The sequence below is a fragment of the Paraburkholderia sp. J11-2 genome, from assembly GCF_905220185.1.
Lineage (GTDB): Bacteria > Pseudomonadota > Gammaproteobacteria > Burkholderiales > Burkholderiaceae > Paraburkholderia.
The window spans coordinates 1-22069 of sequence record NZ_CAJMYY010000056.1 but is presented as its reverse complement, the minus strand read 5'-3'; the positions used below and the strand labels follow the sequence as shown (position 1 = coordinate 22069).

Annotated in this window: 18 protein-coding genes; 9 read left to right on the top strand and 9 right to left on the bottom strand. The window is 64.3% G+C overall.

The features are described from left to right. Positions 1-426 precede the first annotated feature (426 nt). From hutC to U5A57_RS40380, 3 genes are all read right to left on the bottom strand, one after another. Positions 427-1140 carry a histidine utilization repressor gene (gene hutC / locus U5A57_RS40390; protein WP_321917839.1) on the bottom strand — a complete coding sequence of 238 codons (714 nt, stop codon included), beginning with the start codon at positions 1138-1140 and terminating at the stop codon, positions 427-429. 154 nt (positions 1141-1294) lie between these two features. Beyond that, positions 1295-2704, bottom strand: a complete 1410-nt coding sequence (locus U5A57_RS40385) for a sensor histidine kinase (RefSeq protein WP_321917838.1) — start codon at positions 2702-2704, stop codon at positions 1295-1297. Continuing rightward, positions 2701-3378 carry a response regulator gene (locus tag U5A57_RS40380; RefSeq protein ID WP_321917837.1) on the bottom strand — a complete coding sequence of 226 codons (678 nt, stop codon included), beginning with the start codon at positions 3376-3378 and terminating at the stop codon, positions 2701-2703. The genes U5A57_RS40385 and U5A57_RS40380 overlap by 4 nt, the downstream gene beginning before the upstream one ends. 191 nt (positions 3379-3569) lie before the next feature. Here U5A57_RS40380 and U5A57_RS40375 point away from each other — a divergent pair, with 191 nt between their 5' ends. Genes U5A57_RS40375 through U5A57_RS40365 form a run of 3 tightly spaced genes read left to right on the top strand, consistent with a single transcriptional unit; the run spans position 3570 to position 6305 of the window. Continuing rightward, positions 3570-4589 (top strand): ABC transporter substrate-binding protein, encoded by a 1020-nt coding sequence (locus U5A57_RS40375; RefSeq protein WP_321917836.1) that lies wholly within the window; start codon positions 3570-3572, stop codon positions 4587-4589. Positions 4590-4626: 37 nt separating this feature from the next. Then, a complete protein-coding gene (locus U5A57_RS40370) occupies positions 4627-5421 on the top strand; it encodes an ABC transporter ATP-binding protein (RefSeq protein WP_321917834.1) in 795 nt (264 codons plus the stop codon). A 20-nt stretch (positions 5422-5441) separates the two neighbouring features. Then, a complete protein-coding gene (locus U5A57_RS40365; protein ID WP_321917832.1) occupies positions 5442-6305 on the top strand; it encodes an ABC transporter permease in 864 nt (287 codons plus the stop codon). A 104-nt stretch (positions 6306-6409) separates the two neighbouring features. Here the strand turns inward: U5A57_RS40365 and U5A57_RS40360 are convergent, their stop codons facing one another. After that, a complete protein-coding gene (locus U5A57_RS40360) occupies positions 6410-7066 on the bottom strand; it encodes a peroxiredoxin (RefSeq protein WP_158759767.1) in 657 nt (218 codons plus the stop codon). A gap of 504 nt (positions 7067-7570) precedes the next feature. Between U5A57_RS40360 and U5A57_RS40355 the strand changes: the two genes are divergently transcribed. The 4 genes from U5A57_RS40355 to U5A57_RS40340 all read left to right on the top strand — a co-directional run bounded on the left by U5A57_RS40355 (position 7571) and on the right by U5A57_RS40340 (position 10810). Next, positions 7571-8962, top strand: coding sequence for a short-chain fatty acid transporter (locus U5A57_RS40355; protein ID WP_321917830.1), 1392 nt, complete (start codon positions 7571-7573; stop codon positions 8960-8962). A gap of 189 nt (positions 8963-9151) precedes the next feature. Further along, positions 9152-9781 carry an ankyrin repeat domain-containing protein gene (locus U5A57_RS40350; protein WP_321917828.1) on the top strand — a complete coding sequence of 210 codons (630 nt, stop codon included), beginning with the start codon at positions 9152-9154 and terminating at the stop codon, positions 9779-9781. Between the two features lie 289 nt (positions 9782-10070). Continuing rightward, a complete protein-coding gene (locus U5A57_RS40345; RefSeq protein ID WP_028205078.1) occupies positions 10071-10436 on the top strand; it encodes a hypothetical protein in 366 nt (121 codons plus the stop codon). Positions 10437-10585: 149 nt separating this feature from the next. Further along, complete coding sequence (locus tag U5A57_RS40340; protein ID WP_321917826.1) at positions 10586-10810, top strand: hypothetical protein; 225 nt, start codon at positions 10586-10588, stop codon at positions 10808-10810. A gap of 67 nt (positions 10811-10877) precedes the next feature. Here the strand turns inward: U5A57_RS40340 and U5A57_RS40335 are convergent, their stop codons facing one another. Genes U5A57_RS40335 through U5A57_RS40325 form a run of 3 tightly spaced genes read right to left on the bottom strand, consistent with a single transcriptional unit; the run spans position 10878 to position 17045 of the window. Then, positions 10878-12329, bottom strand: a complete 1452-nt coding sequence (locus U5A57_RS40335; protein WP_321917825.1) for an efflux transporter outer membrane subunit — start codon at positions 12327-12329, stop codon at positions 10878-10880. 3 nt (positions 12330-12332) lie between these two features. Beyond that, entirely contained in the window at positions 12333-15497 is a 3165-nt protein-coding gene (locus U5A57_RS40330) for a multidrug efflux RND transporter permease subunit (RefSeq protein ID WP_321917823.1), read from the bottom strand. Positions 15498-15500: 3 nt separating this feature from the next. Continuing rightward, positions 15501-17045, bottom strand: coding sequence for an efflux RND transporter periplasmic adaptor subunit (locus U5A57_RS40325; RefSeq protein ID WP_321917822.1), 1545 nt, complete (start codon positions 17043-17045; stop codon positions 15501-15503). Positions 17046-17160: 115 nt separating this feature from the next. On the opposite strand from U5A57_RS40325, the gene U5A57_RS40320 reads away from it, so the two are divergent. After that, on the top strand, positions 17161-17835 hold the full coding sequence (locus tag U5A57_RS40320; RefSeq protein WP_321917821.1) for a hypothetical protein: 675 nt from the start codon (positions 17161-17163) through the stop codon (positions 17833-17835). A 228-nt stretch (positions 17836-18063) separates the two neighbouring features. Here the strand turns inward: U5A57_RS40320 and U5A57_RS40315 are convergent, their stop codons facing one another. After that, positions 18064-19389, bottom strand: coding sequence for an MFS transporter (locus tag U5A57_RS40315; protein ID WP_321917819.1), 1326 nt, complete (start codon positions 19387-19389; stop codon positions 18064-18066). Between the two features lie 81 nt (positions 19390-19470). Further along, on the bottom strand, positions 19471-20646 hold the full coding sequence (locus tag U5A57_RS40310; protein ID WP_321917817.1) for a M20 aminoacylase family protein: 1176 nt from the start codon (positions 20644-20646) through the stop codon (positions 19471-19473). A gap of 122 nt (positions 20647-20768) precedes the next feature. On the opposite strand from U5A57_RS40310, the gene U5A57_RS40305 reads away from it, so the two are divergent. Then, a complete protein-coding gene (locus U5A57_RS40305; RefSeq protein ID WP_321917815.1) occupies positions 20769-21719 on the top strand; it encodes a LysR substrate-binding domain-containing protein in 951 nt (316 codons plus the stop codon). Positions 21720-22069: the final 350 nt, after the last annotated feature.

The window sequence follows — 22069 nt, the reverse complement described above, 5'->3', positions numbered from 1 at the left end:
GTGGTTCATGGCGTTTGTTCGAGTCCGTCGAGTCTGGATAGCAAGCTGAAGGGCTGCGCCCGCGCAGGTGTAATGAGCGCTGCAACGTGGACTAAGTCTAACGCCGCCAAGTTGTATATACAACTCGTTTCGATAAAACGAGGGTTAGTAGTTACCCTGACATATTCGCGCGAAATTACCGACTCAGCGCGTTAAATCGGTAAATGAATTACGAGGATCGTTGGCTAGACAAGATGACAGCAAACGCCTGGCGGCGGCACAGGGCGTACCGGCACGGCCAGGCGGCCCGCACAGACGAAAAGGCGGGTTCGAGACCAGGAGGGAATAGAGAGGGCTGAAGCGCTACACCTGAAGCGGCAATGTGCGTTTCAGCTGGCCGCCGAACGCCAGGAGAGGTAAAGCGGGGAACGAACGGCTGCTACCGCCTCACACCGTACCCGCCAGATGAAACCGCGAAGCCGGATGCCACAACCGCACCGAGGTCGCCACATGCCGCCCCACCCACGTGCGCCGCAGCAACAGCAGGCACGGCTCGCCGATTTCCATCTCCAGATACTGCCGCACGCGCGCGTCGGGCTTCTGCGCGTAGATGCGGAACTCGGCGCGCTGGATCGGCGCGAGGCGCACCATGTAGTGATTCGGCGTTTCGACGGTGAAGTCCTGGGCCAGGTAGTCGGGGAAGACCTCGGGGTTCACGTAGCGGTCTTCGTACTGGATCGGCTCGCCTTCCTCGCTGTGCACGATGCGCGAGTGGAACACCGGCCCGGCGTCGAGTTCGAGCGCGGCAATCGCGGTCGGATCGTCGCTCGGCTCGAGCCCCAGCACGCGGGCCGCATGCCGATGGCCGCGCGCCGCGATTTCGTCGGCGATATTGCGGATCTGCAGCACGGTCGATTCGTACTGGCGCGGCGCCACGTAAGTGCCCGAACCGCGCACGCGGTTCAGCACGCCTTCGGCCATCAACTCGCGCAGCGCGCGCGACACCGTCATGCGCGCCACGCCGAACTCTTTCACCAGTTCCGTTTCGGATGGCACCACGTCGCCGGGCCGCAAGGTGCCGCTTTCGATCTGCGCGAGCACATGGCGCTTGATCTGCTCGTAGGCGGGCATCGGGGCACTGCGGACCGTTTTCTTTTGCATGGTCTCGATCTTCGAATGAACGGGTGGTCGCCGGCGCGATCCTGCGTGGTGCGACGCGGCGCAGCGGCTTCAGGCGGCCACATTGTACCGCCCCTTAAAGCACGGCCGCGTGCGGGCTGCGAGGCAGCATAGCCTCGAAGCGCGGCGCCGGTTCCTAGGCAGGCACGGCCGCCAGCGCCGGCTGCCAGCGCGCGAGCACCACGCAGGCGTGCACGCCCCGCCCGTCCGCACCCGGACTCAGGCTCACCACGCCGCGATGCGACTGCGCGATCTCGCGCACGATCGCAAGACCGAGGCCCGTGCCCTCCGTCTGCGTAGCCGCCCGGAAGAAAGGCTCGAACACGCGCGCACGCGCTTCCGCGGGAATGCCCTGGCCGTCGTCGAGCACGTCGAGCGAGACCGCTTCGCCGCTCGCGCGCACCGACACCGTCACGTGACCGCCCGGCGGCGTGTAGCGCAGCGCGTTGTCCACGAGATTGCTGACCATCGCGCGCAATAGCTCTCGATGCCCCTGCACGACCGCCTCGTCTGCCCCACCCGGCAGCTCCGCGCCGAGATCGATACCGCGCGTCTGCGCGAGCAGCGCGAGCGCCTCGACCACTTCGCGCGCGAGCTGCGCCATGTCGACGGGCGCGGCGGGCAATTGCGCGGGGTCCAGCGCCTCGGCCTGCGCGAGCAGCAGCAACTGGTTCGTGAGCGCGACCATCGAGCGGTTGCTCACGTGCATGGCCGCCAGCACTTCGTCGAGCGCGGGATCGACGGCTTTTTGCTGACGCGCGTATTGCAATTGCGTGCCCAGCAACGTGAGCGGCGTGCGCAGCTGGTGCGCGGCGTCGGCAATGAAACGGCGCTGCGCCGCCGTCTGCGCCGAGAGCCGCGCAATGCATTGATTGATTGCGTCCACAACGGGCCGGAGTTCGACATGCAGCCCTTCTGCGCGAATCGGTTCGAGGTGCGAAGGATCGCGGTCGGCCACGTCGTTCTTGAGCTTCATGAGCGGACGCAACTCGATCGTGAGGCCGATGCAGGCCAGCGCCACCGCCAGCATGACCATGCCGATCTGCCGATAAAGCTGGGGACGCCACAGCGCCTCCACCATTGCGTCGCGCGAGCGCTCGGTCTTGCCGACCGACACGCGCACGCGCCAGATTCGGCCGTTGTCGTACATGGAGCGCACCACGCTCACGGCGCGCACGGCCTGGCCGCGCAGATCGGCGTCGTACGACACGGGCGAATCGACGGCGGGCGGCGCGCCTGCGTGCGGGAAATCGGGCATGCCCGCGAGGAGCGAGCCGCCCTCCACGCGCACGTTGTAGAACACCTGATCCTGTTGCGGCGAGGCGAACAGTTCGAGCGCCGCGGGCGGCACGTCGGCGCGCAGCGCGCCGTCGGCCCATTGCACGGAACCGGCGATCATGCGCGCGGACGACAGCAGCCGGCCGTCCTGCACGAGATCGGCGGTATGGCGCGCGGCGCGATACTCGGAAGTCGCCGTGAAGCTCACGTAGAGCGCGAGCGGCACGAGCATCCACCACAACAGGCGAATACGCAGGCTACCCGTCATAGGGTTTCGTCCTTCCTGCGCAGCAAATAGCCAAGCCCTCGCAGCGTCACGATCACAGCCGAGCTGCCTTCGAGCTTCTTGCGCAGCCGCGAGACGTAGATTTCGATGGCGTCCTCGCTGGGTTCGTCGGCGAGCGTGAAGATCGCATCGACGAGCGCGGCCTTCGAAACGGTCTGGCCGAGACGCAGCGCCAGCGTTTCGAGCACCGTGCGCTCGCGCGGCGTGACGTTCAGCGGTGCGCCCTTCAGCGTGAACTGGCGCGTGTTGAGGTCGAACACGAGGTCCCCGCAGCCGATTTCGTTCGCGCGCGCGGGCGTCTGCCGGCGAATCAGCACCTTGATGCGCGCCACCAGTTCGCGCACCTCGAAGGGCTTGACGAGATAGTCGTCGGCGCCCGCGCCGAGCAGTTCCACCTTTTCGTCGATCGAGCCGCTCGCCGTGAGCACCATCACGGGCGTCGCGTCGCCGCGCTGGCGCAGCCGCCGCAGCACGTTCTTGCCCGAGAGCTTCGGCAAATTCAGGTCGAGCAGCACGACATCGTAGCGATTGGACTGCAGCAACTGGTCGGCGGCCTCGCCGTCCTGCACGGCGTCGAAGGCGAATGCCTGCTCCTCCAGCGTCTTGACGAGCCAGTGCGCAAGCGTGGGATTGTCTTCGATCAGCAGCAACTTCATGGGCGGCGCATGGGGCGAAGGTTTCGGGGGAATCGATTGTGCCGTTGCCGGCGCGCCGCCGCCCTGCGGGTTAACACGGACGATTTTGCACAGCGCTAGAAGGCTGGCAGAAGGCTTACAGTTTTTATAATCGGCTCCATCCATCAAAAAGCGCCCGCACGAACGGCGCACTTCCTTCAGGAGACTCCACGATGCCTACCTTGCGCCAGATCGCCGCCGTATCGAGTGTCGCGTTCGCCCTTGCCGCCGGCTCCACGGCCGCCCACGCGGAAAAGATCACGATCATGGTTGGCGGCGCAACCAAGATCATCTATCTCCCCGCCAAGCTGACCGAACAACTCGGCTACTTCAAGGACGAAGGCCTCGACGTCGAGCTGCAGTCGCAGCCGGCCGGCGTCGATGCGGAGAACGAACTGCTCGCAGGCGCGGTGCAAGGCGTGGTGGGCTTCTACGATCACACCATCGACCTGCAGAGCAAGGGCAAGGAAGTGCAAACGCTCGTGGTGTTCGGCCAGGTGCCGGGCGAAGTGGAAATGGTTTCGAATGCAGCAGCCGGCACGGTCAAGAGCATGGCCGACGTGAAGGGCAAGACGCTCGGCGTGACGGGCCTCGGCTCCTCCACGAGCTTCCTCACGCAGTACCTCGCGCAGCGCGGCGGCGTGCCCGCCAACCAGTACACGCTGCTGCCGGTGGGCGCGGACAACACGTTCATCGCGGCGATCAAGCAGAACCGTATCGACGCGGGCATGACCACGGAGCCCACCGTGTCGCGTTTGCTGCAAACCGGCGACGCGAAGGTGCTCGTCGACATGCGCACGCTCGAAGGCACGCGCGCCGCGCTCGGTGGCACCTACCCCGCTTCGAGCTTCTACGTGCAGCGCGCCTGGGCGCAGTCGCACAAGGACGACGCGACGAAGCTCGCACGCGCCTTCTCGCGCACGCTCAACTTCATCGCCACGCATAGCGCCGACGAAATCGCCGCGAAGATGCCGAAGGACTATTACGGCAATAACAAGGACCTCTATGTGTCCGCGCTGAAGTCCTCGCTGCCGATGTTCACGAAGGACGGCCGCATGCCCGCGGACGGCCCGGACACCGTGCTCAAGGTGCTTGCGGCGTTCAACCCTTCGGTGAAGGGCAAGCACATCGACCTCGCGAAGACTTACTCGAACGACTACCTGCCGGCAGCGACCGCCACGGCGTCGAAGTAAGCCACGAAGACGGCCCCACGTTCAGCCCACAGAGACAATGACTTCCTCCCATTCCCAAGGCACGCCGGCCATCGAGCTGCGCAACGTTTCGTGCCGCTTCATTTCACCGGACGGCAAGGCGACCGTCGCCCTGCGCGACTTCAGCATGTCGGTCGCGCGCGGCGAGTTCGTCGCCATTGTCGGGCCCACGGGCTGCGGCAAGTCCACCACGCTCAGCATGATCACGGGCCTGCTCAAACCCACCACGGGCGAAGTGCGCGTGATGGGCGCTCCGGTGAACGGCATCGATCCGCGCATCGGCTTCGTGTTCCAGGCCGACGCCGTGTTCCCGTGGCGCTCGGTGCTCGACAACGTGGCGGCCGGTCCCCTCTTTCGCGGCCGCTCGAAGTCGGCAGCCTACGACGAAGCGAACGAATGGCTGCGCCGCGTGGGTCTCGCGAACTTCGGCAAGCACTATCCGCATCAGCTTTCTGGCGGCATGAGAAAGCGCGTGGCGCTCGCGCAGACTTTCATCAACAAGCCCGAAATCCTGCTGATGGACGAACCGTTCTCGGCGCTCGACATGCAAACGCGCACGCTCATGCAAGACGAGCTGCTGCAGTTGTGGGGCGGCACCGGGTCGGTGGTGTTCGTCACGCACGACCTGGAAGAAGCCATTGCGCTCGCCGACCGCGTGTTCGTGCTCACCGCACGCCCGGCCACGCTCAAGAAGGTCTACGAGATCGATCTGCCGCGCCCGCGCGTGACGTCCGAAATCCGCTACGCGCCGCACTTCGTCGAACTGTCGCGCCAGATCTGGCACGACCTGCGCGAAGAAGTGCAGATCGCCTAATCCCCCGGAGCCGTCCAGACATGTCCACCCCGCAACAAACCCTGCCGCAAGGCCTCGACACCGCCTCGCTCGACGCCGTCGAGCGCGCCGCGCAAAAGCGTATTCGCCAGCGCCAGGCGCTCGTCATTTCGCTGCGTATTCTCGTGCTCGTCGTCGTACTCGGCGGGTGGGAGCTCGCCGCGCGCCTCAAATGGATCGATCCGTTCTTCTTCTCGATGCCTACGGCCATCTTCGATCAGATCATCGACTGGTTCGTGAACGGCACCTCGCAAGGGCCGCTGCTCACGCAGGTCTGGGTCACGCTCGAAGAAACCGGTCTCGGCTTCATCATCGGCTCGGTGGCCGGCGTGTTCTGCGGCATCGTGCTCGGCCGCAACAAGCTGCTCTCCGACGTGTTCAGCCTCTACATCAAGATCGCCAACTCGATTCCGCGCGTGGTGCTCGGCTCGGTGTTCGTGATCGCGCTGGGGCTCGGCATGGCGTCGAAGGTGGCGCTCGCCGTGGTCATGGTGTTCTTCGTGGTGTTCGCCAATGCATTCCAGGGCGTGCGCGAGGCCGACCGCTACATGATCGCCAACGCGCAGATTCTCGGCGCGTCGCGCCGCCAGGTGACGACCTCGGTGGTGATTCCCTCGGCGCTTTCGTGGATTCTCGCGAGCCTGCACGTGAGCTTCGGCTTCGCGCTGGTCGGCGCCGTGGTGGGCGAATTCCTCGGCTCGAAGCAAGGCATTGGTCTGCTGATTTCGACTGCGCAAGGCGCATTCAACGCGAGCGGCGTGTTCGCCGCGATGATCGTGCTCGCCGTGGTCGCGCTCGCCGCCGACTATCTGCTCACCGCGCTCGAGCATCGTTTGCTCAAGTGGCGTCCCGCACCTTCGAACTGATTCAGCCGGTTTCCCCTGTCCGGGCCGTGTGAGGCGCAAGCCTCCCTGGCCCGTGGTCCGCGGCGCACTACCTGTGCGCCGCGTTTTTTTATGCAGGCCGAACTTTATTTCGGCTGCTCGACCGTGCGCAGATACGGCTTGAGCGTCTTGAAGCCCTGCGGATACTTCTGCTTCGCCGCGTCGTCGGAAACCGAAGTCGGGATGATGACGTCGTCGCCCGGCTTCCAGTTCACCGGCGTCGCCACCGTGTGCTTCGCGGTGAGCTGCAGCGAATCGAGCAGGCGCAGCACCTCGTCGAAGTTACGGCCCGAACTCATCGGGTAGACGAACATCGCCTTCACCTTCTTGTCCGGCCCAATGAGGAACACCGCACGTATCGTGGCGTTGTCGGCCGCCGTTCGCGGGCTTGCGCCGCTCGCGTTCGGGTGAATCATGTCGTAGAGCTTGGCAACGTTCAGGTCCTTGTCTCCAATCATCGGATAGTTGACGGCGCTACCCTGCGTTTCCTCGATGTCCTTCGCCCACCTCGCATGATCATCCACCGGGTCGATGCTCAGGCCGATGATCTTCGTGTTGCGCTTGTCGAACTCAGGCTTGAGCTTTGCCATGTAGCCGAGTTCCGTCGTGCATACGGGCGTGAAGTCTTTCGGGTGCGAAAACAGGATGGCCCAGTGGTCGCCAATCCATTCGTGGAAGTTGATCTTGCCTTCGGTGGTCTCCGCGGTGAAATCGGGTGCCTCTTCTCCAATTCGAATCGTCATCTTCAGTCTCCTGAATGCAGTGATTTACAGCTCGAGAGGGGTCTGGGTGCGCGCGAAAAGTGCTCCTCGCTCCTGCATTTTAGATAGTTCGCGTGACGCCCATGCAATTTCTTTACCATTTCATTTTCATTACAAACTGAATGTATCTCACACTTATTTATCGCTAAAAAACAGCCCCGGCACGGCATGGCAGCCTTGACATCCAATCCGCATGAAGCGAATAATGCGTCGTTCGATAATCGAAACCGTGTTCGTATTACGAACGCGAGAATAACAAGAACGGGCTGGCCGTCTTGCCGTGCAAATCTGCGCGTGCAAGGCGTGATATGAACCCGCTGCGCCGGGGCGGCATCGCCTCTCGCTGATGGAGGAGCCGCACCTGCCTCCCCGTGCACCACGCGTGAGCTGGCTTGCCAGCCGCACGGTGCCGGGACCACTCGCAAGTCACGCCGATCCTGTCCGCTCCGGCCAGCCAGTAGCCACACGCTACCTAGCGCAAAGAGCATGAAAAGAGACCTCCAGACTGAAACGCGCGACTCCCGCCAGGGTGTCGTCGCCGCCCTCGTGTATGTTTTCGAGCGGGTCATGCCCGACCCCTTCGTTCTTTCGATCTGCCTCACCTTCTTCGTCGCGGTGCTCGCGCTGCTGATCGCGCCGCACGGCAATCTCCCCACGCTGCTCAGTTCCTGGTACGAAGGCACGTTCGGCATTCTCGGCTTCGCGCTGCAGATGATCCTGATCCTCGCCACGGGCTACGCCATTGCCGAAGCGCCCGTGATCCAGCGCGTGCTGCGCGCGCTCGCGGCCAAGGCGCAAACGCCGGCGCGCGCCGCGCTGCTGGTGTTTCCGGTCGTCGCGATCGCGGCCTGGCTGAACTGGGGTCTCGGCCTGATCGTGGGCGCACTGCTCTCGCGAGAAATCGCGAAGCGCGTGAACGTGGATTTCGCGTGGCTCGTGGCCGGCAGCTATTCGGCATGGTCGATCTGCAATAGCGGGCTCTCCAGTTCGATCGCCCTCTCGCAGGCCTCGCATGGCAACGCGCTCAATCTCGTGGAAAAGGCGACGGGTCATGTGATTCCGCTCAGCGAGACGGTGTTCGCGCCGTTCGTCTTCATCCCGACCGTGATGGTCGTGGTCGTGATGACGTTCATCTTCATCCGCATGCATCCGAAGCCGGAGCACGTGGCGCCGTTCAGCCAGGCGGCCGACGCCGAAACGAGCGATGCCGGCGCCAGCGACGATCCGCACGCGCGCGTCGGTAACGGCACGCCTTCGTTCGCTTCGCGCCTCGAACAGTCGATGCTCGGCACGCTGCTCCTGATCGCGCTCGGCGCGGGCTATCTCGCGATGGAATGGAGCGAAAAGGGTTTCGATCTCGACATCAACACGACGATCCTGATCTTCCTGCTGATCGGCCTCGCGTTTCAGCGCACGCCCATCGCCTACGCGAACGCCATTCGCCGCGCCGCGCGCCAGACCGGCTCCATGCTGCTCCAGTACCCCGTGTACGGCGGCATCATGGGCGTGATGAAGGGCACGGGCCTCGCCTCGATGATCGCCAAGGCCTTCGTCACGATTGCCACGCCGCTTTCGCTGCCGCTCTGGAGCTATCTGAGCTCGCTCATCATCACGCTGCTCGTGCCGAGCGCCGGCGGCCACTGGGCCGTGCAAGGCCCGTTCGTGCTGCCGGCCGCGCTGAGCCTGCACGCCTCGGTGCCGCGCACCGCCATGGGCGTGGCGATGGCCGAGAACGTCTCGAACATGCTGCAGCCGTTCTGGGCCGTGCCGATCGTCGCGATCGCGGGTATCCGCATTCAGCGCGTGATGGGCTATACCGCTGTGACGTTCGCCGTGTCGCTCGTGATCTACGCCGTCGCGCTCTGGCTCGTGCCCTGAGCGTTCGCGGTTTTTGCATGAAGGAAGGCGCTGCGCCAGCTGCTTTTTAGCGGTCTGGGCAGCGCCTTTTTCATTGCGCGTGCGTCCGACGCCCTGGCCTCGCGGTTCGCGAAGATCGGCGACAATGGGCCAGCCTCGACGGCGGCATGCCGCGCCGAATCGACAGGCGATCCGAACCAGGAGACTGCCATGACCGCCAGCGCGCCGCCTCGCCCCACCTCGTCCTCTTCGTCCTCTTCGTCCTCTTCGTCCTCTTCGTCCTCTTCGTCCTCTTCGTCCTCTTCGTCTGGCTCGGACGTTGACGGCGGCGAACTCGATCCGCGCTTCGTCGAGTTCGCGCGCCAGGTGTTCGACACCGCGCGCCGCGGCGAAGCCACCACGCTCGCCACGCTGATCGATCAGGGCATGCCGCCGAACCTGCGCAACGAAAAAGGCGACAGCCTCGTGATGCTCGCGAGCTATCACGGTCACGCGGCCGCCGTGCGCGCGCTCGTACAGCGCGGCGCCGATCCCAACCTGCGCAACGACAATGGGCAAACGCCAATCGCAGGCGCAGCCTTCAAGGGCTACGCCGACGTGATCAGCGCGCTGCTGGAAAGTGGTGCCGACGTGGAAGGCGCCTCCCCCGACGGCCGCACGGCCCTGATGGTTGCCGCCATGTTCAATCGCTCCGATATCGTCGACCTGCTGCTCGCGCGTGGCGCTAACCCGGCGGCGCACGACGCCGCGGGCAACACCGCGCTGGATGTGGCAAACGCCATGGGCGCGGTGGACACGGCCGCCCAACTCGCAGGGAAAGGCCGCGGTAAAGACGCGTAGCGCGCGTCACTCAAGGGGTCTAATCGAGCGCCAAAAGAGCGCCAAAAGAGCGGCGGCAGGAAACAGGCACGCGAAACGCTGCAAAGCGCATAACGGCAGGCGCCTTCCTGGTGTCACTCCTGGTTTGCATACAACGCGCCGCCAGGCGACGCTATCCATGTAACACCCGTGCGTGCAGCGCCAGTGCGGGGCAGGCGATTTTTTATGAGCCGTGATATCGTTTTGTCATCGGATTCGAAAAGTCTGCACGCACCCGTCAATCGAACTCTGTTACTTCGCGAGCGTCGCCATGAGTGATGTACGCCACCATCTGAGTCCGCGCGATCGCGTGGAGCTGCTCTGCTGGCTCACCTGCGGGAGCCTCGGGGCTTACTATCTCAACGAATCCTGGCCCAACGCGGCCTTTCACGTCCAGGCGGCGCACAAGTGGCTCGACCGTCACGCGCGAGAGGCCGACTGGCTCGCCATTGCACGCCTCGCCGCCATGGCGCAGGACATCGCGCAGCAGCACGCGTGGTTCGTCGACGCGGTTTGGGCGCGCGACGCCGTCGAGGAGATTCTCGACACCGACGATCTGAACTACCAGGCCAAGCTCGTCCTGCAAGTGCTCAAGGACTGCGAACGGGCGCTCGCCGACCGCCGCCCCGCCGACTGATTCCGTACCCGTTAAGCGGGGTACCCCACACAAGCCACGCGTTTCTCCATCAAATGATGGACGCGTGGCGGTTATCGTCAGAACACACTTCCGCTTGCAGCGCTGGTCTCTTCCCAACGCCTGCCGCTCGTTCACGCGGGAGACCTCTAATGACTCGCCCCCACGCACTGACGTTCGCCGCCGCGCTGCTCGTGTTCGCGTCGGCAAGCCCCGTCGCGTTCGCGCAAACCGGCGGCCATGCCACCGCCCTCAACGCCGCCCGGCCCATGCAGGTACAAAAAGTCGCGAAACCGGCGCCCAAAGCCGGGCAAACAGCGAAAGCCAGCAAGCCCGCTCCGCAATCGCTGCACTGGCTGATGTCGGAGAGTCCATGAAACGAACCGGCGCGCCCGCGCCAGGTTCGCCTTTCGCCATCCCCCCTCAAAGCGCGGCCGTCGCAGTTCAAGACTGCGACGGCTTCGCGCTGTCCGCTGCCGGCGGCGGTGCTGCCGGCGTCCAGCCGTAGCCAAGCGCCTTGTACAGGCTCACGATCTGCGCGAGTTCCTGGTCCTGCAGCGACGACTGCTGCAACTGCGCATTGAAGAGGCTGCGTTCCGCGTCGAGCACTTCCAGATAGCTCGTGTAGCCGCCCTCATAGAGATCGCGCGCAACTGACGTGTATTCCGTGAGTGCCGTCACCTGGAGCTTCGTCGAATCCAGCTGATCGCGCGTGCGCGCCACGCCCACGAGCGCATTCTCGACATCGGCGAACGCCTGCTGGATCGTCTGCTCGTAGCTGAAGAGCGCTTCCTGCTGCACGGCTTCGGCCTGATGCACGCCACCCGCAATCGCGCCGCCCTCGAAAATCGGCTGCGTGATCGCGCCCGCAAACGACCAGACGCGCGCGGGGCCGGTCCAGAGCCCCGAGAGCGCCGTGCTCGCCGCACCGAACAGTCCCGTGAGCGAAATCTGCGGGAAATACAGCGCGCGCGCGGCGCCGATCGAGGCGTTCGCCGAAATGAGCGTTTGTTCGGCCTGCAGAATATCGGGCCGGCGCTCCAGCAGCGTCGACGGCAAGCCAGCCGGAATGGCGGGCGCAGTGAGTTCGGTGATCGATTTGCCGCGCGGAATCGGCCCCGGATTCTGGCCCAGCAGCAGCGAAATCGCGTCTTCCTGCGTCGCGATTTCCTGCTGGATCGAATACACGGAGGTCTGCGCCGATTGATACTCCGACTGCGCCTGGCTCACCTGCAACCGCGAAACGACGCCGCCCGCATAGCGCTCGTTGAAGAGATCGAGCGCGCCCTTGCGGCTTTCGAGCGTGTCCTGCGCAATGGTGAGTTGATTATCGAAGTCGCGCAATTGCAGATACGACGTGGCGACGTTCGCAATGATGGCAATGCGCGTGGCCTGCTGTGCGGACTGCGTGCTCATATAGTCGGCGCGCGCCGCCTCAGTGAGCCTGCGCAAATGGCCGAACAAATCGAGCTCCCACGACACCGCGCCGTTCAACTGCACCTGGTTGCCGACCACGGGCGGGAAGCCCGGCGCCGGCACGCCGCGGCTGCGCGAAGCGCCGAAATTCGCCGAAACCTGCGGGAAAAGACCCGCGCGCGTCACGACATAACGCCCGTAGAATTCTTCGACACGCGCCGACGCAATCAAGAGATCCTTGTTCTGCGCGAGCGCCTTCGTGACGAGGTCGTTGAGCACCGGGTCGTTGAACTGCATCCACCAGTCGAGCGAGGTGTCGATGGGTTCGGCCTGCGGCGAGGCATAGCGAAACGTCGACGGCGTCTCCACCGTCGGACGATGATAATCGGGCCCGACCGCGCAGGCGCCAAGGCATGCCGTCGCGACGATCAGCCCGAATGGACGCAGCGTGCGGTGCTTCAGATTCAAACGTGTCTTCATCGCTCAGCCCTCCTGCGAAGGCGGCGCCGCAGGGGGCGTGCTGGCATGCGGCGTAGCGTCCGGCTTCTTGCGCGACGAGAGCGTTTCCAGTCCCCAGAAGAACATCGGAATGAAGAACAGCGCGATCACGGTGGCGCCGAGCATGCCCGCGATCACGCCGGTACCGAGTGAGCGCCGGCTCGCGGCCGACGCGCCGCTGGCGATGGCAAGCGGAACGCAGCCCAGAATGAACGCGAGCGAGGTCATGATGATCGGCCGCAGGCGCAGTTTCGCGGCGTGCAGCGCCGCCTCGTAGGGCGACATGTTCTCCTTCTCGCGCATTTCAACGGCGAACTCGAAGATCAGAATGGCGTTCTTCGCCGCGAGCGCGATCAGCACAGTCAGGCCGATCTGGAAATACACGTCGTTTTCCATGCCCCGCAGCAGGATGCCCACCAGCGCCCCGAAGATCGCGAACGGCACGGCGAGCAGCACGCCAATCGGCAACGACCACTTCTCATACTGCGCCGCGAGAATGAGGAACACCATCAGCAGCGCGAAGCCGAACACGAGCGCCGCTGTCGAGCCGGCCTTCTTCTCTTCGTACGCCTGGCCGCTCCACTCGTAGCTGTAGCCCTCGCCCAGCACTTCGCCCGCGATCTGCTCCATCGCCGCGATCGCCTCGCCCGAGCTGTGACCGGGCGCCGCGTCGCCGGTGATCTTCGCCGCCGGGAAGTTGTTGAAGCGGTTCACGATGTCAGGTCCAGGCACGAAGCGCGAGGTCGTCACGGCCTTGATCGGCACCATATCGTTGTTTCGGTTGCGCACGTAGAGCTGCTGGATATCGTCCGGGGTCAAGCGGTATTGCGGCTCGGCCTGAATGATCACCTGGAAGAGGCGGCTGCCTTTCGGGAACTGGCTCACATACAAGGAGCCGAACATCGTCTGGAGTGCGGTGTAGATATCCTGAACCGGAACGCCGAGCGTTTCCGCACGCTCGCGGTCCACTTCCACGAGCAACTGGCGCGAATTCGTGTTGATGGTGGAGTTCACGCCGCGCAGCGCCGGATTCTGGCGCGCCTTTGCAATCATCTGGCGCACCTTGTCTTCGAGCTGCTGATACGTGCCGTCGCCCGTGCTTTGCGCCCAGAACTCGAAGCCGCCGGTGGTGCCGAGGCCTGGGATCGACGGTGGATTGAGCGGCACGACCACGCCGTCCTTGAAGGTCGAGAATTCCTTCGTGGCGTCGCGGATCAGATCCTGCGCGGTGCCGTTCTCGCCACGATCCTTGAAGCCCTTGAGCGTGACGAACAACGTGCCCGCGTTCGACTTGTACTGCGAGTCGATCAAGCTGTAGCCGATCGGAGCCGCCACCGAACTCACGGCAGGCTGTTTCGCGAACCAGTCCTCGGCCTTCTTCGAGAGGTCACCCGTGCGGTCCAGACTCGCCGCGTCGGGCATCACGACCGCGCCGAACAGATAGCCCTGATCCTCCACGGGCAGGAATGACGATGGAATGTGTTTGAACAGGCCGACCGTGGCGATGATCATCACGGCGATCAGCCCGATGGAGAGCACCACGCGTCGTATCGCGGTCTGCACCCAGCTGCCATAGCCTTCGGTCAGGCTATCGAACTTCTCGTTGAACCAGCGAAAAAAGCGGTTCTTCTTGTGCTCGCCCGGCTTGAGCAGAATGGCCGCGAGCGCGGGCGAAAGCGTGAGCGCGACGATACCCGAAAGCACCACCGAAACCGCAATCGTCACAGCGAACTGCTTGTAGAGCTGCCCGGTGATGCCCGAGAGAAACGCCACCGGTATGAACACCGCGAGCAGCACGAGCACGATCGCCACCACCGGCCCGCTCACTTCGTCCATCGCGCGTTTGGCCGCTTCCTTGGGCGGTAGCTTGAATTCGGTCATGTTGCGCTCGACGTTTTCGATCACCACGATCGCGTCGTCCACCACGATACCGATGGCCAGCACCATGCCGAACAAGGTGAGCATGTTGATCGAGAAACCGAACGCCGACATGCCGATGAACGCGCCGATGATCGACACAGGCACGGCGAGCAGCGGCACGAGCGTCGCCCGGAAACTCTGCAGGAAGATGTACACCACGATGATCACGAGAATCACCGCGTCGCGCAGCGTATGGACCACCTCGTTGATCGACTCGTGCACGAACTCGGTCGTATCGAGCGCGACTTCATACTTGAGACCGGGCGGGAAGCTCTTGTTCAACTGCTCGAGTGTCTGGCGCACCTGCTTGGCCACTTGCAGTGCATTCGCGCCCGGCTGCTGATACACGGCGAGCAGCGTGGCCGTCTTGCCGTTGAAGCGGCCACGCAGCGTGTAGTCTTTCGCGCCGAGCTCCGCATGACCAATGTCCTTGAGGCGCACGATCGCCGCGTCGCCCGACGCCGCGCGCAGGATGATGTTGTCGAAATCGGCGGGCTCGGTAAGACGCCCCTTCGTCGTCACCGGGAAGGTTTGGTTCACCGGCTTGTTGGTCGGCGCCGCGCCGAGGCGACCCGCGGAGAACTGCTGGTTCTGCTGCGCGATCGCGTTCTGCACGTCGGTCACGGTAATGCCGAGCTTCGCCATGCGGTCTGGCTTGAGCCACACGCGCATCGCATAGTCGGCAGAGCCGAAGATCGACGCCTGGTTCGCACCCGGAATGCGCTTGAGCGCGTCGAGCACGTAGACGTTCGCATAGTTCGCCACGTAGGCCGCGTCGTAGGCGTTATCGGGTGAATAGATCGCGATCACCATCATGAACGCGGAGGAGCGCTTCTGCACCGACACGCCTTGCGCCGTGACCGAATCGGGCAGGAACGGCAACGCAAGGTTCACGCGGTTTTGCACGTCCACCTGCGCGAGCGACGGATCGGTGCCGATATTGAAGTACACCGTGAGCGTCATGTTGCCCGTCGAGGAGCTCGACGAGTTCATGTACATCATGTTGTCCGCGCCGTTCACCTGCTGCTCGATCGGCGCGGCCACGTTCTGCGCGACGATATCGGCGCTCGCGCCCGGATACGTGGCGCTCACCGTAATCGTTGGCGGCGCGATGTCCGGAAACTGGGCGATCGGCAGGTTGAACATCGCCACGAGACCCGCGACGACGAGCACGATCGAGAGGACCGACGCGAAAATTGGCCGGTCAATAAAGAAGTGGGAGAACTTCATCGTTCAACCTCCCGCAGCGGGCGAGAACGTGACGTCCACGCGGCGGGATTTGTCGGGCGGATCATTGGCGACGATCTGCGCCGGCTTGCGCATCTCGATGCGCTCGGTTTTCACGCCGGCCACGACCAGCGCAGCGCGCACCGTGGCCGCGCGCGCGGCCGCAAGACGCTCGTTCGCGGCTTGCGAGCCCGTCGAATCGGTGTAGCCGGAAATCACCACGCGCAAGCCCGGCTCGGCAACGAGACGGCGCGCCACGCCCGCAAGCGCGTCGGCCGACGGGGCGTCGAGGCTCGAACTGCCCGTTGCGAAATAGACCGCGGTGTGGTCGCCCAATACATCGGGCTCACTAGCAGCAGCGGCCGGCTTGGCGGCATTCGTTCCCGCGTTGCCCTGCGCGTTGGCCTGCGCATTCGCGCCTGGGCTCGCGTTCGCCGCAGCCGGGCCGGAAGCCCCAGCCGCGCCCGCCTGCGCCCCACCGCCCGCTCCGCTGTCTTGCCCAGCGGACGTTGCGCCGATATTCACGTCCGCGGGCGGCGTCTGAACGAGATTCGCCTTGACCGGCGCACCGGGCATGAGCCGCAGCGTATTGTCGATGATGACGTGGTCGCCAGGATGCAAGCCCGACTTGATCACCCACGCATTGCCATTCCACTCGCCCGTTTCCACCACGCGCTGCTGTGCCTTACCGTCCTTGTCGACTGTCCACACATATGCGCCGCGCGGCCCCTGCTGCACAGCCGCCTGCGGCACGGCCACCGCCGAACTGCGCTGCGCGCCCAGCAGCTTGATACGCACGAACTGACCGGGCCGCAGCGACCCCGTGGGGTTCGGCATGGACGCCCGAATCAGGTAGGTGCCGGTTTCCGAGCTAAGCGACGCGTCGGTAAATGCAATGTGGCCACGCTCCGGGTAGATGGTGCCGTCTGCCAGCACGATCACCGCTTCGAGCTTGCCCACCGGCGGCAGTTTGAGCGTGCCGTTCTGCGTTTGCGTGCGCAGATTGAGCATCTCGTTCTCGGAGAGCGAGAAGTTGATCCACATGGGATCGAGCTTGGCCACGTAGGTGAGCAGGCTATTGCTTGTATCGATATACGAGCCGTCCTGCCTCTTCGCGAAGCTCGAAAGGCCGGTAACGGGCGCCACGATCGTCGTGTAGCCGAGATTGAGCGAAGCGCTAATGACATTCGCCTTCGCCCCTTCGACAGCGGCGGCGGCGGCCTGCTCCTGGCCGATCGAATCGTCGAGATCTTTCTGGCTCAACGCGTTCTTCGCGGCCAGCGGACGCACGCGGGCGAGGTTGGCCTCCGCGGTCTGAAGCCGCGCCTTTTGCTGCGCAAGCTCGGCCTTCGCGGCGTCGAGCGTGGCCTCGAACGGTTTGCGGTCCATGACGAACATGACGTCGCCTGCGTGGACCAGCGAGCCCTCCGTATACACGCGCCTTTCGAGGAAGCCGCTCACGCGCGCGCGAATTTCGACCTGCTGCGAGCTTTCCGTTTGCCCCACGTACTCGAAAACAACGGGCACGTCGCGCAGCGCAATATTGATCACGTCAACGTTCGCGGCGGGTCGAGTTTCAGCAGCAGGTTTGTTTTCATGACATCCAACGACACTTACCAGCAATCCCAACGACAGACACAAGCTGGCCACCCGAATACCGTGAGTCATGCTGTTCTCCGTGTTGTCGACGATCTGCGCTGGACCGACGAAACCAAATCAGGCGCGCGCGGGCGATCGAGTCGTATCACCGCCACTGACTTTGGTGCTCGAACAAATACTACTGTTTTTCGAGACAACGCAGAATCAGGATGGCCAAAAATTCATCCGCGACAACGAGACCGGCACTCATGAGGCAATAGTGACCGAATTCGTTTCGAAATCCGAAATGAAGGCGAGCGAATCGTTCGCTAACGTTCGCATGACTATGCGCTACGCTTGCGTATGCAGAAAGGGAGAAAGCGAAGGATGCGGACGCACGAAGCATGCGTCGCGTGAACTGCGGATAGGAGATATTCAAGCGTGGCGCAGCGGTGGTTGCGCCACGCGTCGCGAATCAGGTCGCGCGATCGAGCCGGCGCACCGAGCCGAATTCCGCACACGAGAGCGTACGCATGAGGAGCGCCATGGCCTCGGCTACGCGACGGCGATCGAGTTCGACATGCAGGCAAGCGAGATTGTTGCGGCGATCGATATCGATCGTATGGACGCCGAGCGCGTCGCCTATAAGACCATGCAGCGCGCATCGCGCGAGTTGCGCTTCGCTCGTGGGCACGCGCACGACGAGTTGCACTGTTGTGCGTTGGGTTGCCGGGTGAAAAAGCTTGCGCGAGTTGCGCAGTGAAAGATCGGGGCGCGGCGCGGCGGCGGAGCGGGAACCTCGGGAAACCGGGCCCTGCGAGACGTTGGACGGCATACGTGTTGTGTGCACGCCGCCGTTTCGGCCGGCGCGCTTGAGTTGAACACGAACCGATTCTAGGCAGCGCCGTATAAACGTCTGGTAAATAAACACGACACGGCCGCTAAAAGTGCGTAGCGGCCGTATTCAACACTCAATCGCGTTCAATCGCACTCAATCGAGCGGACGGCCCGCCGGTTCGCGAATGAGCGGCAGCGCGAGCAGCGAGACCGCCCCGCAGCCGATCAGATACCAGGCGGGCGCGAGCGGGTTGTCGAGCAGCTTGATGAGCCAGGTCGCGAAAAACTGCGCGAAGCCGCCGAAGATCGACACGCCCACGCAATACACCACGGACATGCCGGTCACGCGAATCGACTGGGGAAAGAGTTCCGGCAGCATCACGATGTTGGGGACTGCCGTGAACGCGACGATCGCGCCCAGCACGGCCACGACCGCGAGCACGGTGGTGACGGTCGGCATGGCATGAATGAGCATGAACGCCGGATAGATCACCGCGATCAGCAGCACGCGCGAAACGCCCATCACCCACTTGCGGCCCAGCCGGTCGGAAAGCGAGCCGGCGAACGGCGAGCACACGGCGGTGACGAGCGCCGCGACGAGCGCCGCGCTCATGCCGACCGACATCGGCAGGCCGAGAATCTTGATCGCATACGTCGACATGTAGAACAGCACGATATAGTTCGCCGCCGTGCCGCCGATGGTTGTGACGACACCGGCCACGAGCGACGTGCGATGACGTCCGAAAATCTCGCGCAGCGGCCGCGCCATGTCGGCCACGGGTTCGGTGTCCTCCACTTCGACGGGGTTCACGAGCGTTTCGTCGAGATGGCGGCGAATGTACACGCCCACCGGCACGACCAGCATGCCGATCACGAACGGTACGCGCCAGCCCCAGCTTTCCAGCGCGGCCTGCGAGAGCGTGGTGGAAAGCGTCACGCCGATGAGCGCGCCGCACACCGTATTGAGCCCCTGGCTCACGAACTGCCAGCTGCCGTAGAAACCGCGCGAACGGTCATCGGCGTATTCGAGCAGCAGCGATGTCGAGGCGCCCACTTCTCCGCCCACCGCGAAGCCCTGCACGAGGCGCGCGATCAGGATCAGCGCGGGCGCCGCGAGCCCGATTTGCGCATAGGTGGGCGCGAATGCGATGAGCGCCGAGCCGAGCGCCATGAGCCAGAGCGTGAGCGTCATGGCGGCCTTGCGGCCCACGCGGTCCGCGAACGCGCCGATCACGATGCCGCCGATCGGACGCACGACGAAACCCACGCCGAAGCTGCCCACGGCGAGCATCAACTGGTTCAGCGAGCCATGCACCGGAAAGTACAGCGAGCCGATGATCGAGGCAAAGAAGCTGTAGACCGTGAAGTCGAAGAACTCGAGCCCGTTGCCGAGCGTGATCGCGAAGATGGCCTTCGCGCGCGAGCGGCGCGTGGAAGCCTGGGCGGCTGCGGCCGGCGCCTGAATCGACGTGGCGTTCATCGGGTGTCTCCTCGTGTGTCTCGTATCGCGTATCGTGGTGCGTCTGTTGGTCCGTTTGCCTGCTGGCTATCGGTATCGGCTTTAGCCGCGCAGGAAGCGTTCGGCGAGTTGCACCCAGTATGCTGCGCCGGTGGCAAGGCAGTCGTCGTTGAAGTCGTAGCCGGGGTTGTGCACCATGCAACCGCCCTCTCCGTCGCCATTGCCGATGATCAGGTAGCTGCCCGCGCAGCGCTCGAGCAGGAACGAGAAGTCCTCGCTGCCGGTGAGCGGCGCCATGTCGTGAATGAGCCCCTCTTCGCCCAGCCAGTCGCGCGCCACGTCCTGCGCGAACGCCGTCATTGCCACGTCGTTCACGAGCACCGGGTAGCGGCGCTGATAGTCGATGCGCGCCGTGGCGCCGTACGCGCTCGCCTGTGCGTGCACGAGCGCCGTGATGCGCTCCTGCAGCAAGTCGCGCACTTCGGGGCGCAGCGCGCGCACCGAGAGGCGCATCTGCGCGGTTTGCGGAATCACGTTGGGGGCGTCGCCCGAATGGATCGCGCCCACGGTGACGATCGCCATGTCGAGCGGCGGCACGTTGCGCGACACGATGGTCTGCAGCGCGAGCACGACGTTGGCGCACACCACGACCGGGTCGATCGCCTTATGCGGCACCGCACCATGACCGCCGCGCCCGTCGATGTCGATGATGACCGTGTCCGACGAAGCCATGAACGGCCCCGCGCGAAAGCCGAGCTTGCCGGTGGGGAAGCCGGGCATGTTGTGCATGGCGAACACGGCGTCGCAAGGAAAGCGCTCGAACAGGCCTTCGTCGAGCATGCGCTTGGCGCCGCCCAGGCCCTCTTCGGCGGGCTGGAAAATGAGGTTCAGCGTGCCGCTGAAGTTGCGCGACTGCGCGAGATGCTTCGCCGCCGCGAGCAGCATGGCCGTGTGGCCGTCGTGACCGCATGCGTGCATCTTGCCCGGAATGCGGCTCGCGTAGTCGAGGCCGGTGTTCTCCTGGATCGGCAGCGCGTCCATGTCGGCGCGCAGGCCGAGGCGCGCTCGGCCGTCGCCCACCTTGAGCGTGCCCACGACGCCCGTGCCGCCCAGCCCGCGGTGCACCTCGTAGCCCCACTCGGTGAGGCGCTGCGCGACGAGGTCGCTTGTGACGAATTCCTCGAAGCCCAGTTCGGGATGCGCGTGGATCTCGTGACGCAGCGCGATCATTTCGTCTTCGATCGCGGCGATTGCGGCCGGGATAGCCATCGTGTTCATACGAATTCCCTCCAGGGCGAGCGTGAGTGTGAATTCGCTTGAGAATAATGACGTCGCTTATCTGCCGACAGCCCTAAAATAGTTGGCCCGCCAACCAGAAGTGCGCACCCGGGTTATCCCTTATGAAGTTCCACCAGTTCCGCGCGCTCGTCGCCATGGCCGATACCGGCAGTATTCGCGCGGCCGCGCGCCAGCTTGGCATCTCGCCGGCGGCTGCGACAAAGGCGGTACGTGAGCTGGAGGCCGAGCAGCAAATCGCGCTCGTCACGCGCAACGCGAACGGCATCGCCTTCACGGAAGCGGGCCAGGCGCTGCTCGTGCATGCACGGCTCGTCGTGCACCAGATGTCACGCGCCCAGGACGAACTCGACGCGCGGCGCGGGCGCGGCACCGGCAAGCTCGCGATCGGCGTGACGCCGTGGCTCGCCCTCTCCTTCCTGCCCGACGCCGTCACGCTGTTTCGCGAACGCATGCCCGGCATGCAGCTGGAGTTCTACGAAGGCCTGCTCAATATCGTGATGCCGCGGCTTCGCGACGGCTCCCTCGACTTCTCGCTAGGCAAGCCCGGGCCCGCTTCGCTGCATGCTGAATTTACGCAAACGCCGATTTTCGCCACGGAGTCGGCTGTGGTGGTGCGCAAGGACCATCCGTGCTCGCACGCGCAATCGCTGAAGGAACTTCAGGATTGCGAATGGTTGCTCAACTGGGACCCGGCAAGCAAAGAGATGATCGCCGACGACGTGTTCCTGCGTCACGGCCTGCCAATGCCGAAGAGCGTGCACCTCGCGCACTCGTTCGTGGTGGCAATGGGGCTCATCATGAACACAGACATGGTGAGCATTTTCCCGTGGCCGCTCGTGGAGACGCGCTTCGCGCGCGACAACCTGCGGGCGCTCGCGCTTCAGGAGGAAGTGGACCGGACGGTCGTGAGCGTGGTTGCGCGGCGCGGCGTGCCGCTCTCCGCAGCGGCCGAATGCTTTCTCGAATGCCTCAAGGAGGCGATTCATGCGGGTGAGGCTTCCGCTAATCCCGAGCGCAGGCGGCTCTATCACTCGCTTGAGTTGCTGATTTGAGTTTTGGGTTTGGGTTTTGGTGTCGCTTTGGCTGTTTTTTGGCCTTTACTTGTTTTCGTGTCGGTATGCCAGCGTTGCCCCTGTGCGGGGCGGCACCTACTTTTCTTTGCAGCGGCAAAGAAAAGTAGGCAAAAGAAAGCCGCTCAAACCGCTAGCGCCTGCCACCGTTCACATCGCGCCACCAAGGGTTAATGGCTCCGGAGCGTCTGTCGCCTCGCACCATTCTCGTTAGTGACAAGGGGCTCGTCCGTTCCCGCTGCTCGCTACGCGCGCAGCGGCCGGGTCTGCAAGGGAAACCAAGGGTACGAGTCCGCACTTGCGAGAACTCACGCGCCCCAATGGTTTTGGGT

Coding starts and splice junctions, on each gene's coding strand:
- hutC (WP_321917839.1), bottom strand. CDS start 1,140: ATGCAAAAGAAAACGGTCCGCAGTGCCCCGATGCCCGCCTACGAGCAG.
- U5A57_RS40385 (WP_321917838.1), bottom strand. CDS start 2,704: ATGACGGGTAGCCTGCGTATTCGCCTGTTGTGGTGGATGCTCGTGCCG.
- U5A57_RS40380 (WP_321917837.1), bottom strand. CDS start 3,378: ATGAAGTTGCTGCTGATCGAAGACAATCCCACGCTTGCGCACTGGCTC.
- U5A57_RS40375 (WP_321917836.1), top strand. CDS start 3,570: ATGCCTACCTTGCGCCAGATCGCCGCCGTATCGAGTGTCGCGTTCGCC.
- U5A57_RS40370 (WP_321917834.1), top strand. CDS start 4,627: ATGACTTCCTCCCATTCCCAAGGCACGCCGGCCATCGAGCTGCGCAAC.
- U5A57_RS40365 (WP_321917832.1), top strand. CDS start 5,442: ATGTCCACCCCGCAACAAACCCTGCCGCAAGGCCTCGACACCGCCTCG.
- U5A57_RS40360 (WP_158759767.1), bottom strand. CDS start 7,066: ATGACGATTCGAATTGGAGAAGAGGCACCCGATTTCACCGCGGAGACC.
- U5A57_RS40355 (WP_321917830.1), top strand. CDS start 7,571: ATGAAAAGAGACCTCCAGACTGAAACGCGCGACTCCCGCCAGGGTGTC.
- U5A57_RS40350 (WP_321917828.1), top strand. CDS start 9,152: ATGACCGCCAGCGCGCCGCCTCGCCCCACCTCGTCCTCTTCGTCCTCT.
- U5A57_RS40345 (WP_028205078.1), top strand. CDS start 10,071: ATGAGTGATGTACGCCACCATCTGAGTCCGCGCGATCGCGTGGAGCTG.
- U5A57_RS40340 (WP_321917826.1), top strand. CDS start 10,586: ATGACTCGCCCCCACGCACTGACGTTCGCCGCCGCGCTGCTCGTGTTC.
- U5A57_RS40335 (WP_321917825.1), bottom strand. CDS start 12,329: ATGAAGACACGTTTGAATCTGAAGCACCGCACGCTGCGTCCATTCGGG.
- U5A57_RS40330 (WP_321917823.1), bottom strand. CDS start 15,497: ATGAAGTTCTCCCACTTCTTTATTGACCGGCCAATTTTCGCGTCGGTC.
- U5A57_RS40320 (WP_321917821.1), top strand. CDS start 17,161: ATGCTGTTCTCCGTGTTGTCGACGATCTGCGCTGGACCGACGAAACCA.
- U5A57_RS40315 (WP_321917819.1), bottom strand. CDS start 19,389: ATGAACGCCACGTCGATTCAGGCGCCGGCCGCAGCCGCCCAGGCTTCC.
- U5A57_RS40310 (WP_321917817.1), bottom strand. CDS start 20,646: ATGAACACGATGGCTATCCCGGCCGCAATCGCCGCGATCGAAGACGAA.
- U5A57_RS40305 (WP_321917815.1), top strand. CDS start 20,769: ATGAAGTTCCACCAGTTCCGCGCGCTCGTCGCCATGGCCGATACCGGC.